The 14,010-nt window shown below is 61.4% G+C and carries 10 protein-coding genes; all 10 read right to left on the bottom strand.

Features of this window, described 5'->3' with window-relative positions:
- Positions 1-134: 134 nt before the first annotated feature.
- The 10 genes from WMO46_RS11005 to WMO46_RS10960 all read right to left on the bottom strand — a co-directional run bounded on the left by WMO46_RS11005 (position 135) and on the right by WMO46_RS10960 (position 13,998).
- Positions 135-1,241, bottom strand: coding sequence for a BT_3928 family protein (locus WMO46_RS11005; RefSeq protein ID WP_129650219.1), 1,107 nt, complete (start codon positions 1,239-1,241; stop codon positions 135-137).
- On the bottom strand, positions 1,238-1,924 hold the full coding sequence (locus WMO46_RS11000; protein WP_019149991.1) for a dTMP kinase: 687 nt from the start codon (positions 1,922-1,924) through the stop codon (positions 1,238-1,240). Before WMO46_RS11000 ends, WMO46_RS11005 begins: the two co-directional genes overlap by 4 nt.
- A gap of 140 nt (positions 1,925-2,064) precedes the next feature.
- On the bottom strand, positions 2,065-3,285 hold the full coding sequence (locus WMO46_RS10995; protein WP_019149990.1) for a SufS family cysteine desulfurase: 1,221 nt from the start codon (positions 3,283-3,285) through the stop codon (positions 2,065-2,067).
- A 2-nt stretch (positions 3,286-3,287) separates the two neighbouring features.
- On the bottom strand, positions 3,288-4,109 hold the full coding sequence (locus WMO46_RS10990; protein ID WP_349094371.1) for a SufD family Fe-S cluster assembly protein: 822 nt from the start codon (positions 4,107-4,109) through the stop codon (positions 3,288-3,290).
- Complete coding sequence (sufC, locus tag WMO46_RS10985) at positions 4,109-4,861, bottom strand: Fe-S cluster assembly ATPase SufC (protein WP_278818337.1); 753 nt, start codon at positions 4,859-4,861, stop codon at positions 4,109-4,111. The genes WMO46_RS10990 and sufC overlap by 1 nt, the downstream gene beginning before the upstream one ends.
- The gene (locus WMO46_RS10980; RefSeq protein ID WP_349094370.1) at positions 4,855-5,427 is read right to left on the bottom strand and encodes a flavodoxin family protein; all 573 of its coding nucleotides are present in this window, start codon (positions 5,425-5,427) and stop codon (positions 4,855-4,857) included. Before WMO46_RS10980 ends, sufC begins: the two co-directional genes overlap by 7 nt.
- Positions 5,428-5,435: 8 nt before the next feature.
- Positions 5,436-6,881: a Fe-S cluster assembly protein SufB gene (gene sufB / locus WMO46_RS10975; protein WP_019149986.1), complete on the bottom strand. Its 1,446-nt coding sequence runs from the start codon at positions 6,879-6,881 to the stop codon at positions 5,436-5,438.
- Positions 6,882-7,094: 213 nt separating this feature from the next.
- The gene (locus WMO46_RS10970; RefSeq protein WP_349094369.1) at positions 7,095-9,575 is read right to left on the bottom strand and encodes a fibronectin type III domain-containing protein; all 2,481 of its coding nucleotides are present in this window, start codon (positions 9,573-9,575) and stop codon (positions 7,095-7,097) included.
- A 30-nt stretch (positions 9,576-9,605) separates the two neighbouring features.
- On the bottom strand, positions 9,606-11,495 hold the full coding sequence (locus tag WMO46_RS10965) for a RagB/SusD family nutrient uptake outer membrane protein (RefSeq protein ID WP_349094368.1): 1,890 nt from the start codon (positions 11,493-11,495) through the stop codon (positions 9,606-9,608).
- A 28-nt stretch (positions 11,496-11,523) separates the two neighbouring features.
- Positions 11,524-13,998, bottom strand: coding sequence for a SusC/RagA family TonB-linked outer membrane protein (locus tag WMO46_RS10960; protein WP_349094367.1), 2,475 nt, complete (start codon positions 13,996-13,998; stop codon positions 11,524-11,526).
- Positions 13,999-14,010 lie beyond the last annotated feature (12 nt).

Genomic DNA, 14,010 nt, shown 5'->3' with positions numbered 1-14,010 from the left:
CGAAAAAAGTTGATACTCTTCTTTTTCTACGCTCGGCATAGTCCGAAACCGAGTTTCGGCTCTCCCTCGCTAAACGAAAAAGTTGACACGGTTTTCTCCGTGTCAACTTTTATACCACATCCCGCCGAACGCCCCTACGGACGAATATCGCGACAGTTCTTTTTAGCCGTGATGGTTCCGTCGTCCAGCACCACCAGTCCGTTGTCGGCCCGAAGCATGGTTTTCATCGTCGAGGCGTCGATGTTGTAGCAGCGCACCTCCCCCGAACCGAAATCGTGCCACGTGACCCCGTACAGCGGATCGGGCGTCAGGCAGACCACATGGGCGCCCTCCTCCCGGGCGTGTTCCACCAGCCGGGCCATACGCCGGGCGCAGGGACGCGGCAGGCGGTCGAACTCCGTGACGCAGAGCATGTAAACCCGTCCGGGCATGGTCAACACCTCCTCCGTGGCGTCGCCCTCGGCGTCGCGCAGGGCGAATTCGCTCACCAGCGGCCGCACCGACGGCAGCTCGCTCACGGTGCGGGTGTCCACCCATTCCCACTTCTCGGCGTCCTGCCACTCGGTGTCGTCCAATGAAAACTCCCGCTCGCGGCCTGTCTTCCGGTTGCGGTAGACCAGCACGGTTTCCGACTCGCCGGACTCGACGGCAGGCTCCTGCATCGCCTCGTGGATGTTGACCCCGACCTTATAAGGCAGGAAGTCGATCAGCGGCAGGTGGATATAGCAGTAGTAGCCCAGATACATCGAGAGGAAGAAGAACGTGCAGGTGAGCACGATCTCCAGGGGTTTGAACGCGAAGATCTTGTCGGGACGGTAGCGCCACCACACCACGAAGGACATCGGCAGCAGGGCGACATTCTTGGCGAAGGTTTCCCAAGGGGTGAGTTTCAGCGCCTCGCCGAAGCATCCGCAATCCTCGACGGGGATCAGCGTGGCGCTGAGCAGCGTCAGCAGTGTGAAAAAGATCATCGAAACCAACGCGAAGATCGAAATCAGACGGATGCGGACCTTGAGCAGCAGCATGCACCCCATCATCAACTCGGCGCCGCACAGCCAGATCGAGAAGGTCATCGACGCAGGTTGCAGGTACTCCATGCCGTAGATCGAGAGGTATTCGTTGACCTTCAACGCCGTGCCCCACGGATCGATCACCTTCGAGAAGCCCGAAAGGATGAACGTGCAGGCGAGGATCAGCCGGCAGACGTTCGCCAGAATCTTGAAAGCCCGGGTCCTCCTCATCGTGCATCGAGTATCGGGGCCAGCACGGCCCGTATCTTATCGAAAATCCGCCCGGGGCTCTCCATCGCCCCGTTCGCATCGCAGCAATCGACCACGCGCAGCGAATCGTCCTTCGCGGCGGCGGCCAGATAGACTTCGCGGACACGCCGCTGCAAGTCGAGGGCCCCCTCGTGGATGTCCTGCCCGCCTTGCAGATAGGTGCGGTCGTCGCCCTCGCGCGCCTCCGAGAGCTTGCGCTCGGTGAAGGCGAAGGGCACGTCGAGGAAGAGCGACATATCGGGGCGCGGCAAGCCGTTGTAACCGAATTCGAGGTCGAGAATCCATTGCGCGAGTCGGTCGCGCGGCTCCCCGGCGGGAAGTTTCGCACACTGGAAGCCTACGTTCGAGTAGACATAGCGGTCGAGGATCACGGCTTTGCCCGCGGCGATCCACGCCCGGATCTGCGAAGCCGCCGCGGCGCGGTCGCCCGCGAAGAGCAGGGCCACGAGATAGGGATCGACCTCGTTCACGCCGCCGAACTCCCCCCGGAGAAAACGGGCGATCAACTCGCCGTAGACCGGAGCGTCGAAGCGCGGAAAATGCACATACTCGCTCTCCACGCCCCGTTCCGAGAGGAGTTGTCGCAACATGCGGACCTGGGTCGATTTGCCCGCCCCGTCCAAGCCTTCGAGTACGATGAACATAGGTAGTAGTCTTGTTTATAATTAAAAATTAAGAATGAAAAATTAAAAATTCCATTTTCCCGTCCGACATCCTACGACACGGATTTTCGATATGAATCCCAATTTTCAATTCTCAATTTTTCATTTTCAATTGCCAATATTCAGTTGCGCAGCATCCGCACGGCCCGTTCGACCCCGGCGGCCAGCGCATCGGCCTCCGCAAGCGTATTGTACAGCGCGAACGAGGCCCGGCACATGCCCGTCGTGGCGTAGTGGTCCATCACGGGTTCGGCGCAGTGCTGGCCCGTGCGGACCGCAATGCCCAGTTTGTCGAGGATCATCCCCATATCGTAGGGATGCACCCCCTCGACGTTGAACGACACGATGGCGCACTTACCGGGCGCCGTGCCGTAGATCCGCAGTCCGTCGATGGCCGACAGCCGCTCCGTGGCGCGGCGCAGCAGCGACTCTTCGTGCGCCTCGATCTCCGCCGGATCGAACCGCTGCACGAACTTCACCGCCTCGCCCAATCCGATGGCGCCCACGAAATTGGCCGTTCCGGCCTCGAATTTCAGCGGCACGGGGGCATAGGTGGTCTCCTCGAAAGTCACCGTATCGACCATGTCGCCGCCCCCGAGGAACGGCGGCATCCGCTCCAACAGCTCCCGCTTGCCGTACAGCACGCCGATGCCCGTCGGACCGTAGAGCTTGTGGCCCGAAAAGGCGTAGAAATCGCAGTCCATCTCCCGGACGTTCACCCCGCCGTGGACCACGCCCTGACAGCCGTCCACGACGACGACGGCCCCGACGGCATGCGCCGCTTCGATAACGGGCCGCAGGTCGGGCCGCGTGCCGAGCGTGTTCGACGCCTGCGTCACGGCCACCACACGGGTCCGTTCGTCCACGAGTTCCGGCAGCAGCTCCGTGCGCAGCGCTCCCGCATCGTCGAACGGCAGCACGCGGATCTCGGCCCCCTTGCGCCGGGCCAGCAGCTGCCACGGCACGATGTTCGAGTGGTGTTCCATCTCGCTGACGAGGATGTTGTCCCCGGCCCCGACGAAGGCGTCGCCCCAGGCATAGGCCACCGTGTTGAGCGACGCCGTGGCGCCCGCCGTGAAGACGATCTCCTCCTTCTCGGCCGCCCCGACGAACGCGGCGATCCGCTCCCGGGCCGCCTCGTACAACTCCGTGGCCTGCTCCGAGAGATAATGCACCCCGCGATGGATGTTCGAGTTCAGGCCCCGGTAGAGGTCGTCGATCGTATCTATCACCTGACGAGGCTTTTGCGCCGTGGCTCCGCTGTCGAGGTAAACCAGCGGCCGGCCGTAGACCTCGCGGTGCAGGATCGGGAACTCCTCCCGTATTTTTTCGATGTCGAGCATATTCACAGTTTTTCCATTTTCGCCGAAGCCAGCTCCATGACGGCCCCGCACAGCGGCTCGATGCCGCAGCGAGTCACGACGTCGCCGACGAATCCCTCGATCTGCAATCGCCGGGCCTGCGCCTCGCTCAACCCCCGCTGGCGCATGTACAGAACCGCATCGGCATCCATCTGCCCCACCGTCGCGCCGTGCGAACACTTCACGTCGTCGGCATAGATCTCCAGCTGCGGCTGGGTGGTGATGCGCGCCGTCTCGCTGAGCAGGATGTTGCGGCTCTGCTGGCGGGCGTCGGTGCGCTGGGCGCCGGGAGCGACGTAGACCAGTCCGCAGAACTCCCCGACGGCCTGTCCTCCGGCAACGCCCTTGACATAGGAGTCGCTGCGGCAGTCGGCGGCATTGTGCGCCGTGCGGAGTTTCACGACGCAATGTTCGCTGTCGGCAGCGAGGAACACCCCTCCCAACTCGTTTTCGGCATCCGCACCGTCGAGGTCGATGCGGTACGAGGCGTTGGCGCTCGACAGCTGCACCGTCGTCAGGCGGCAGCGGCTGCGGGCGGCCTGCTTCACCGCGACCTCGGCGAAAGCCTCCGCGACGAACAGTTCGGTCAGCACTAACTGCGCCCCTTCGGCCAGCTCCAGCGTCAGCGACGAGAGGTCGGGGGCGGTGTGCAGCACGACCAGATGCGCCGAAGCCCCCGCAGACACCTCGACGTGCAGGCTTCGGGGATCGACCGCCGCGAACGGTTCGCCCGCGGCCCCGTCGATCCGGAGCACCCCGCTGTCCGCCGGACGGAACCCGCGGATTATGTCGAGAATCGTCTCCATCACTTGTCGTATTCGTTGATGAGCCAGTCGTAACCCTCCTTTTCGAGCTTGAGCGCCAGCGACTTGTCCCCGGAGTAGATGATGCGCCCCTTGTAGAGCACGTGCACCACGTCGGGGACGATATAATCCAGCAGACGCTGGTAGTGGGTGATGACCACCGTGGCGTTATCCGCCCGGTGGAGCTTGGTGACGCCCGTGGCGACGATCCGCAGGGCGTCGATGTCGAGCCCCGAATCGGTCTCGTCGAGGATCGCCAACTTCGGGTCGAGCATCGCCATCTGGAAAATCTCGTTCTTCTTCTTCTCGCCGCCCGAGAAACCCTCGTTCACGGCCCGCGAGGTGAGTTTCGACGAAAGCTCCACCACGGCGCTCTTCTCGCGCATCAGGTGCAGGAACTCGGCGGCCGTCAGCGGCTCTTCGCCGCGGAACTTACGCTGTTCGTTGACGGCCAGCTTCATGAAATTGGCCATCGTGACGCCCGGAATCTCCACCGGATACTGGAACCCCAGGAACAGCCCCAGTCGCGCGCGGTCCTCGATGGACATCGACAGCAGATCGCGGCCCAGAAACTCGGCCGAACCCTCCGTAACGGTGAATTTCTCGTTGCCCGCGAGCACCGACGCCAGCGTCGATTTGCCCGAGCCGTTGGGCCCCATGATGGCGTGCACCTCGCCGGCCTTCACCTCCAGGTCGATGCCCCGGAGAATCTCCTTGCCATCGACCGAGGCGTGCAGATTTTTTACCTTTAACATATCCTTTTTGCCAGTTTTTTACATTTCCCAATCTCCCGGGGCGTCAGCTCCCCGTGTTTGCGGCATCCGCCCCGGCCCAAAGTCCCGGCGATCCGGAAACCGCTCCATTTCAATATCTCGCGCAATGCGCGGAACACGCCGGTCGTCTGGCGGAACCACACGCTGAACGGATAGACCGTATTGCACGTGGCGACCAGCACGGCCCGCTTGCCCTTGTGCAGCGGAATCGGCATGCCGTTCTCCCGCTCGCCCATCATCGCATAGACCATCCGGTCGAACAGCACCTTCAACGTCCCGCTCATGTTGCCCCAATAGCAGGGCGACCCGACGATCAGGGCGTCGGCCCCGCGAACCGTCTCCGCCGCGCGGTGGGCGTCGTCCTCCGGCAGCACGCAGCGCCCCAGCGAACGGCATTTCATACACCCGGTGCAGGGCCGGACCTGCATGTCGCGGACTAACAGCATCTCGACTTCGCACCCTTCGGGCAGAGCGCCGGCCACATGGCCGAGCATCTGCGAAACCAGCCCGTCGCGGCGGGGACTTCCGTTTATGACGACGACTTTCATCCTTCAGTCTATCCCACCGATCCCTCCAGCTGCAAGGCCAGCAGTTTCTGCGCCTCGACGGCGAATTCCATCGGCAGTTTCGACAACACCTCGCGGGCATAGCCGTTGACGATCAGCCCCACGGCGTCCTCCGTCGAAAGCCCGCGCTGGTTGCAGTAGAAGAGCTGGTCGTCGGAAATCTTCGAGGTCGTGGCCTCGTGCTCCACGACGCCCGTGCGGTTGCGCACGTCGATCACGGGGAAAGTGTGCGCCCCGCACTTGTCGCCGATCAGCAGCGAATCGCACTGCGAGTAGTTGCGGGCGTTCTCGGCCCCCTTCGCCACGCGGACCATGCCGCGGTAGGAGTTCTCGCTCCGGCCCGCGGAGATGCCCTTCGAGACGATGCGGCTGCGGGTGTTGCGGCCGATATGGATCATCTTCGTGCCCGTGTCGGCCTGCTGGAAATTGTTGGTCATGGCCACCGAGTAGAACTCCCCGACGGAGTTGTCGCCCGCGAGGATGCAACTCGGGTATTTCCACGTGATCGCCGAACCCGTCTCGACCTGCGTCCACGACAGCCGGGCGTTCTCGCGGCAGATGCCGCGCTTGGTCACGAAATTATAGACGCCGCCGCGACCCTGCCGGTCGCCGGGATACCAGTTCTGAACGGTGGAGTATTTCACCTCGGCGTCCCGCTCGACGACGATCTCCACCACCGCGGCATGCAGCTGGTTCTCGTCGCGCTGGGGTGCGGTGCACCCTTCGAGGTAGCTCACGTAGGCCCCCTCGTCGGCCACGATCAGCGTGCGTTCGAACTGCCCCGTGCCGGCGGCGTTGATGCGGAAATAGGTCGAAAGCTCCATCGGGCAACGCACCCCCTTGGGGATGTAGCAGAACGAACCGTCGGAAAAGACCGCGGCGTTCAGCGCGGCGTAGAAGTTGTCGGTATAGGGCACGACGCTCCCGAGGTATTTTTTCACCAGCTCGGGGAAGTCGCGCAGCGCCTCGGAGATCGAACAGAAGATGATCCCCTTTTCGGCCAGCGTCTCCTTGAAGGTGGTCTTCACCGACACGGAGTCCATCACGGCATCGACCGCGACGCCCGCCAAGGCCATCTGCTCTTCGAGCGGAATGCCCAGTTTGTCGAACGTGCGTTTCAGCTCGGGATCGACTTCGTCCATCGAGCCGAGCTGTTTCTTGGGCTTGGGAGCCGCATAGTAGATGATCTCCTGAAAGTCGATCGGCGGGATCGTCAGGTGGGCCCACGTCGGAGCCTCCAGCGTCAGCCAATGGCGGTAGGCCGCCACACGGCGTTCGGTCATCCACTCCGGCTCGCCCTTTTTGGCGGAGATCAGCCGCACGACCTCCTCCGAAAGCCCTTTGCCGATGGTCTCGGTCTCGATGTCCGAAGTGAAGCCGTACTTGTATTCCTGCTCTCCGATATTTTCCAGTATGTCTTTCTCTTTTTCTGCCATCACAAGCGAAATATCCTGCGAAGATACAAATAAGCGGGCGCAATTTCAAATTTATTTGAACATTGCCGAGCGGGAGCATCTTCGGCGAAGCCAAAGATACGAAAATCCGTTTACATTTTTACCATCTCCCCAGCAAATCCGGTTCCGAAGCGGTCAAACGGCAAAAAAGGGCGCTCAATTTCTGAGCGCCCTCCCGTATGCAAAGCCTGAGGCTTATTTGGTGTATTCGATAACGACTTTACCAATCTCGACATTACTTACTGACGATGTCCAATCAAGTACGTAGTCGATACGGAAATCATCCGCCGAAACGTCAGCAAAATCAAATGTGATAGTTGCAGTCTTAACTCCGAGAGGCTCCGTAGCAGCAAGCACCGTACCCCCGTTATAAGTACATTTCAAATAGTCGGGTTCGCGGGTCGAATTGGGCATGATCGTGATTTTACGGATTTTTCCCAAATCAGAAGCCGAAACATGCGTTTCCGTTTTACCTTTATTGAAATACCACACGACATTTTTGGCCGCATCGGTACTGTAATAAATATTACCCGTGAAAGTGATCGTGCTGGCACCCGTATCGTCGGTAGCCGTCCACGTACTGTCGTTGGCACCCCAACTGGTCGGCAACCCCGTGATGTTGGACGACAAAACGCCCGCCTTAGCCGAAAGTGTCATCGTGTAATCGGTCTGCGTACCGTTAGCGACGGTCAGTTTGGCCGTACCGGGATCGGAAGCCTGCGCCGAAGCGTCGGCGGGGGTGGCGACCACCGAAATCGTGTATTCACCCACGGCAAGCGCGGCAACCTCAGCGGCGGCAATCGTGTGAGAGGTCGTGTTCACGGTCTCGGAAGTTCCGTTGTTGAAAGTAACGGCATACGATGCAGCTCCCTCGACGGCATCCCACGATGCCACAACCTCCTTCTGTTCGCCTACGGTGACTTTCGCAGGATCGAGTTTCACGACGGGAGTCGCCAGCTTGGTGTCGTTGACCGTCAGCACGGCGCTGCCGGCGGGCGACGGCTTGTAGAGGAAGTCGGAGGCGGCCGCAGCGGTCACCGAAATCGTATAGGTTCCCGGTTTGAGTTCGGCGACGGTCTCGGCCGGAACGGTCATTTCGGTCGCGGAAACGGTCTCCGAGAGGCGGACGACCTCTTCGGTCTCGCCGACGAGCTTCGTCAGAGCGAGGCGGTAGGTATAGGTCGCGGCATTGGGAACGGCAGCCCACGAGAAGGTCACGGGAGTGTTGTCGCCCTTGGTCACCTCGGCGGGTGAGGCCGTAACCGCGGGAGCGGCGAGCGGCGTGGCGTTCTGCCCCGGAGCCTCGGTGCCCTCGTACCAGCCGATACTGTAAATGTGGTTGATGGTAGCGTCGGTCCAGATCGAAACCACCGCCGAAGCCGGGATGCCCGGGCAGGGAATGTAGACCTTGCCGCGGTTGGCCGCTGTCGGAGCCTCGAAAGGCCCGAAAGCCTTGCCCAGCGCATCGACATAAGCGTAGAAGTTCCGGCCGGTCCCGTTGGCATAGCAGTCGATGGCGATCACGCCCTCGCCCACCACCGAGAACTGCACGGCACGCTGCGTGGGGGCTTCGCCCTCCTTGACGGTCGATTTACCGCGCAGGTCGAGGTAGTTGCAGCCGTAGTCGGCATCGGCCTGAATCTGAACGTTTTTGCCCGAGGCGGCCAGGATCGTGAGGCCGTCGATGGTCTGGTTCGAATCCCAGTTGGCGATCGGCCATTTCGACGCATCGGTGAAATCCCAGAAATTGGACTGTCCCAGCGTCGTGACGACCAGATTGCCCGACTCGACACCGTCGATGTAAACCGAAATCGAATATTCGGTACGCTCTTTCAGCCCCTCGAAGGTGTAGGTGTGCGCAGCGATCTGCTCCTGGGTCAGCGTGATGTTGCGTTCATCGTCGCCGCCTTTCAGCACGAGGCCCGTGACCTGTCGGTCGGCGCCCCACGAAAGGGTAATCGTCGAAGCGCTCTTGTCGATCACATCGACGTCGATCTTGTCCGATGCGACGAACGTGACGATTCCGCGCACGGCATCGTCGCGCAGCAGCTCGACGGTGTAGGCCGTACCGGTCGTGAGTCCGGTGAGCTCGCATTCGCCGGCGGCGATCTGCTCGGCCGACAACGAGACAGTGCCCACGCCCGGCGTCACGTTCAGAGCGGTGACGTTCGATCCGGCGACCCAGCGCAGGAGAGCGGTAGTGGCCGTAATATCGTCGTCGGAGACCTTGCCGTCGTTCAGGAAAAGATTCTCGACGCCCGTGGCGAAGGTGCACACCGCGGGCTTCGAATCGGCGACGCCCGCGCGCTGCGAAACGGCGACCAGTTCGGCTTTCCAGGCGCGGTTGCCGGGAAGCTCCTTGAAGGTGTAATCCATCGTCGTGGCCGTCACACCGTCGCCGCCGAGCGGGGCGATCAGGTCCACCTGATCGTAAACGCCGCCGTCGCCGTCGGTGTAGGAGAGCGTCAGCGTGTAGTCGGAGACTCCGGTCATGACCGTCCACGAAAAGGCGACGTTCACGTTGTTGGTCAGCGTATAGGTGAAATTCAGCGGGGAGAATTCGCGGTCGTAGGCGATATCCTCGATGATCCCGTCGGGGTCCGAACAGCCGTGAAGCGACGCCGCGCCGGCGAAAAGCATCACGAACAGCAGGATTTTATTGATAGTCGTTTTCATACGTTGCTTGTTTTTCCTTTTTTCAGATCGCTATCGCACCGGATAACCGTAGTCGTTGGCCAGCAGGCTGTTGGTGGTGATCGACTGCTTGAAGATCGGCCAGAACATGTGCACGTCGGGATCGTACTGGTAGATCATGTCGATACGCCCCGTGGAGGTCGTGCCGCTCTTGATATACTCCTCTTCGAGCGTACCGTCGGTCTTCTTCGACGTGTAGAGCGTCCAGCCCTCGCCGTCGGGTTCGCCCGCCTCGCCGAAGTCGAGGCCGTGGAGCTGGATCGTCTCGCCGTCGGCGTCGTATTTGTAGTAGACCTTCGTGCCGACAAGGCTGAAATCGTAGGTCTTGTCCGTCAGCTCCGACGTGTAGGTCGTGTGGTCGAGCATGGCCTTCATCTTGCCCTTCACGTCGTCGAGCGACTTTTTCAGCAGTCCCCAGCGGATCAGGTCCTGCTTGCGGATCTGCTCGCAGCTGAATTCGAGCATGCGCTCCCTGTATATGGCCTTGAACATGGCGTCCTTCGACCCGATGGCGTCGAGATAGGCATCGACCGTGTTGTTCGACTTGAAGGCGCGGAAGCGGACCTTGCGCAGCTGCTCTTTGGCATAGGGCAGGTCGTTGAGCTCGTTGGCGGCCTCGGCGGCCATCAGCAGCACGTCGGCATAACGCATCAGAATCGGCTTGATGCCGCAGTCGTTGCCCGAAATCACGTCGTTCATCCACTCGTAGCGGTACTTGCCGCAATACCATTTCTGCACGTTCTCCAACTCCTGCTTGCCGCCGTTCCAGCGATAGGGAATGCAGGTGACATCGCGGCGGCGGTCGGCCTTGTCATACTCGTAGAAGAGCGTGGGAACCGGCCCGATGGTGCCGCCGGCGCCGGCCTTGCCGCAGTACTTGTCGGCCGTGGCGTGCCGGATGGCGTAGTTGTTCATCCACTGGCCGCGGTTGTCGGCGAAGGGAATCACGAAGAGGGTTTCGCCCCCGGCCGATACCTGGCGCTTCATCATGTCGCGCCAGATCTCCTCGAACGAACCTTCCAGCTTCACGCAGACGTTCTCCTTGGCGATCACCGCCTTGCAGGCATCGAGAGCCTTGGTGTAGAGGATGTTGTCGCCCCACTCCTGCCCTGCTTCGACCAGCTTGCTGCGACGGTTCGAGCCGATGTCGCCCGTCCCGATCCGCCCCTCGTCGGGACGCTGCGCATAACCGGCGGCCGAGAGGCACACACGGGCCAGCAGACCGTAGGCGAAGGCTTTGTTGACGCGGGTCACGGTGCCCGTGCGGACACCCTCGCCGGGCCAGTCAACATAATCGACGGCCTCTTCGAGATCGGCGATGATCTGCTTGTAGATTTCGTCGCGGTCGCTCCGGGGCTTGTTCACGTCGCCCGTCTCGCCGATAGGCTGGAAGCGCATGGGAACGTCGCCCCAAGCCTTGATCAGGTCGAAATAGAAGAATGCGCGCAGCACGAGCGACTCGCCCAGCAGGTAGCGCATCCCGGCGTCGGTCTCGACGCTGCCGTATTTGCGGAGCCCCGCAATGGCGAGATTGGCATTCTCGATGGCCGTGTACATCAGCGCGAACTGGCCGCTGCTCTCGTTGAGCTGGCTGCCCGCGTCGTCGTAGGTGGGGTTATAGGTGTAGATCAGCGTCTTGGTGTCGGTGGGTTTGTCGGGCGACGCCGAAACGTACCACTCCGAATCCGTATTGGCGCCGTAGTAGACCAGCCAGCGGTTGCGGTAGGACTTGTCCACACCGAACTGGCGGTAGATGTTCATGACGGCCGCCTCGGCATAGGTCTCGTTCGAGAACATGGTCTCCGAATCGGACGACGACGAGGAACGGGTCTCCAGCAGCTCTTCGCCGCACGAAACGGCCATGAGGCCGGCGCAGGCAAGGATATAGATTGACTTTTTCATCGTTGAGTTGTTTTCTGTCGGTTAGAGGTTAGAAGCTGATGTTCGCACCGAACACCCACGAACGGCTCTTCGGATAGGCCGAGTAATCGACGTTGGGGGTCATGGGCGTCGCGCGGCGCGTATCGACCTCGGGGTCGAAACCGCTGTAAGGCGTCCAGCAGAAGAGGTTGGTGCCGGTGGCGTAGAAACGCACCTTGCTGAGGCGAACCTTGCGCGTCCAGCTCGAAGGCAGCGTATAGCCGATCGTCAGCGACGAGAGGCGCAGGAACGAAGCGTCCTCCAACAGCCAGCTGTGCACGACCGTCTGGGGCATGTAGGGCGACCACATGGTCGTCGTGCGGTTGGCGGCGGCCAGCGCCTCGGGATCGGTGATCACGTCGCCCGTCGTCCAGTCGATATTGGTCCAGCGCTTGCCGAGAGCCATCACATCCGAAAGGTTGCGGATCACGCCCTTGCCGGTGTATTTCTGCGAGGAGGTGAACTCCACGTTGTTGGCGTTGAAGACCTTGTTGCCGTAAGAATAGGTGAAGTTGGCGGCGATGTCGAACCCGTAGGCATAGCCCGAGAGCGAGAAACCGCCCGTAAATTTGGGCTGCACGTTGCCGATCCTGCCCTGAATCGGATTGCCGTCGGCGTCGCAGAGCAGCTTGAGCGATCCCGGACGCATGTCGCCGACCACGCCGGCGCAGTTCGAGCCGTCGAGCGTCTTCCATTTGCCCGTCTCGGCGTAGTAGTCCAGATCGAAATCCCCGACCTCGTAGCGTCCCAGCGTCGTGTAGCCGTGGACATCGCCGATGGCGCCGCCCAGCACGGCGTAGTAGTCCGTGACGTTGTTGTTCCAGCCCGACGACTGCGAATAGGTGTCCAGTCCGGCCAGATCCATGATGCGGCTGCGGTTGAAGGCGATGTTGGCATTAAAATTCAGCCCGTATTTGGCCTTCTCGAGGAGCACGGCCGAAACCGAAACCTCCAGACCGCGGTTGCGGATCGTACCGGCATTGCGGTACTGGAAGCTGTAACCCGAACCGGAGACGGGATAGCGCATGAGAATATCCTCGGTAGTGTTCTGGTAGACCTCGACCGATCCCGAGAGGCGGTTGCGCCAGAAGCCGAAATCGAGGCCCAGGTTATGCGAATAGGTGGTCTCCCACGTCAGGTTGGCATTGGCCATGAAACTCTCGCTGGCGCCGTTGCCGTTGGGCGTCCAATAGGTCGGATCGCCGTAGATGAAGCTGCTGCCCGTGCCGACCTCGTAGAGCTGCGTCAGGCCGCCCATGCCGGTCGGGATGTTGTTGTTGCCCGCAGTACCGAAGCTGTAACGCAGCTTGAGGTTGTCGAGCCACCGGAGGTCTTTCAGCCCCCACTCGTCCGAAAGGCGCCACGAAGCGGCCACCGAGGGGAAGTAGCCCCATTTCTGACCCTTGGAGAACTTCGACGAACCGTCGCCGCGCATCGTGGCCGAAAGCATGTACTTGCCCTTGAAATCGTAGTTGATGCGTCCGAAATAGGAGAGCAGGATGTCGTCGGCCGCATAGTTCATGTTCGAAGAGCTGGCGTTGGAGCCCGCACCCATGAAGGCCCACGCCTGCTCGGCGGTGTAGAAGTCGGGCAGACCATCGACCCACGTGTTGAACGTCCGCTGCTCGGTGATGATGTACTCCTGGCCCAGCAGCACGTTGAGATGGTGGTTGTCGTTCGAGATCAGCTTCCGGAAGTCGTAGCTCAGCGTATTGGTGTTGCGCACGCGGCGGCGCGTCACGTCGTTGTAGTTCGTGGACGGGGTTCCCGGAACGGTCGAACCCGAACCGCCGACCTTCGAATAGTAGGTGGTGACGCCGTAGAAGGAGTTGGTCTCCTGACGGTACTCCTCCATGCCGGCCTCGACTTTCAGGCTGAGGTCATCGACGATCTCCCACGTGAAACCGCCGTTGGCGGTCCAGTTGGTGCGCTCGCGCTTGCGGTCCGAGTCCGAAACGGCGACCGTCGGCATCACGGCGTCCGAGGAGTTCTCCTCCAAATCGTCGCCGCCCTCGATCTGGGCTTTCAGCGGAATGGGCGTGTAGAGCATGGCGTTTTTCAGACGGCCCGTGCTCTGGGTGCCCGAGTCGTTGAGCGAGTTGGCGCCCGCACCGCGCACCTTCATACGCGAATAGCGGATGTTGAAATCGAGCGTGACGCGCTTGTTGGGCTTGAACTGCGTCTTCAGGCCGAGATTGTCGCGGCTGTAATTCGAACCGACCATGATCGCCTTGTCATAGAGACGCGCATAGGTGGCGTTCCACTTGAACTTGTCGCCGCCGCCCGAAACCGTGAGGTTGTGGTTGAACTGCTCGCCCGTGCGGCCGAAGAGCTGGTCCATCCAGTCGTTGCCCTTCACGTTGTCGTAGAGGTCGATATCGGAAAACGCCCCGAAATAGGGCTCGTAGTTGTCCGCCACCTTGTTCTGGATGGCGGCCAGTTCGTACTGCCATTTGGCGAACTCCGAGGGATTGAGCGCCTGCACCTGGTTCTTGCG

Origin of the sequence: Alistipes intestinihominis, assembly GCF_040095975.1 — a bacterium.
GTDB lineage: Bacteria > Bacteroidota > Bacteroidia > Bacteroidales > Rikenellaceae > Alistipes > Alistipes senegalensis.
This window is presented reverse-complemented; position numbering and strand designations above follow the sequence as displayed.

Coding starts and splice junctions, on each gene's coding strand:
- WMO46_RS11005 (WP_129650219.1), bottom strand. CDS start 1,241: ATGAGGAGGACCCGGGCTTTCAAGATTCTGGCGAACGTCTGCCGGCTG.
- WMO46_RS11000 (WP_019149991.1), bottom strand. CDS start 1,924: ATGTTCATCGTACTCGAAGGCTTGGACGGGGCGGGCAAATCGACCCAG.
- WMO46_RS10995 (WP_019149990.1), bottom strand. CDS start 3,285: ATGCTCGACATCGAAAAAATACGGGAGGAGTTCCCGATCCTGCACCGC.
- WMO46_RS10990 (WP_349094371.1), bottom strand. CDS start 4,109: ATGGAGACGATTCTCGACATAATCCGCGGGTTCCGTCCGGCGGACAGC.
- sufC (WP_278818337.1), bottom strand. CDS start 4,861: ATGTTAAAGGTAAAAAATCTGCACGCCTCGGTCGATGGCAAGGAGATT.
- WMO46_RS10980 (WP_349094370.1), bottom strand. CDS start 5,427: ATGAAAGTCGTCGTCATAAACGGAAGTCCCCGCCGCGACGGGCTGGTT.
- sufB (WP_019149986.1), bottom strand. CDS start 6,881: ATGGCAGAAAAAGAGAAAGACATACTGGAAAATATCGGAGAGCAGGAA.
- WMO46_RS10970 (WP_349094369.1), bottom strand. CDS start 9,575: ATGAAAACGACTATCAATAAAATCCTGCTGTTCGTGATGCTTTTCGCC.
- WMO46_RS10965 (WP_349094368.1), bottom strand. CDS start 11,495: ATGAAAAAGTCAATCTATATCCTTGCCTGCGCCGGCCTCATGGCCGTT.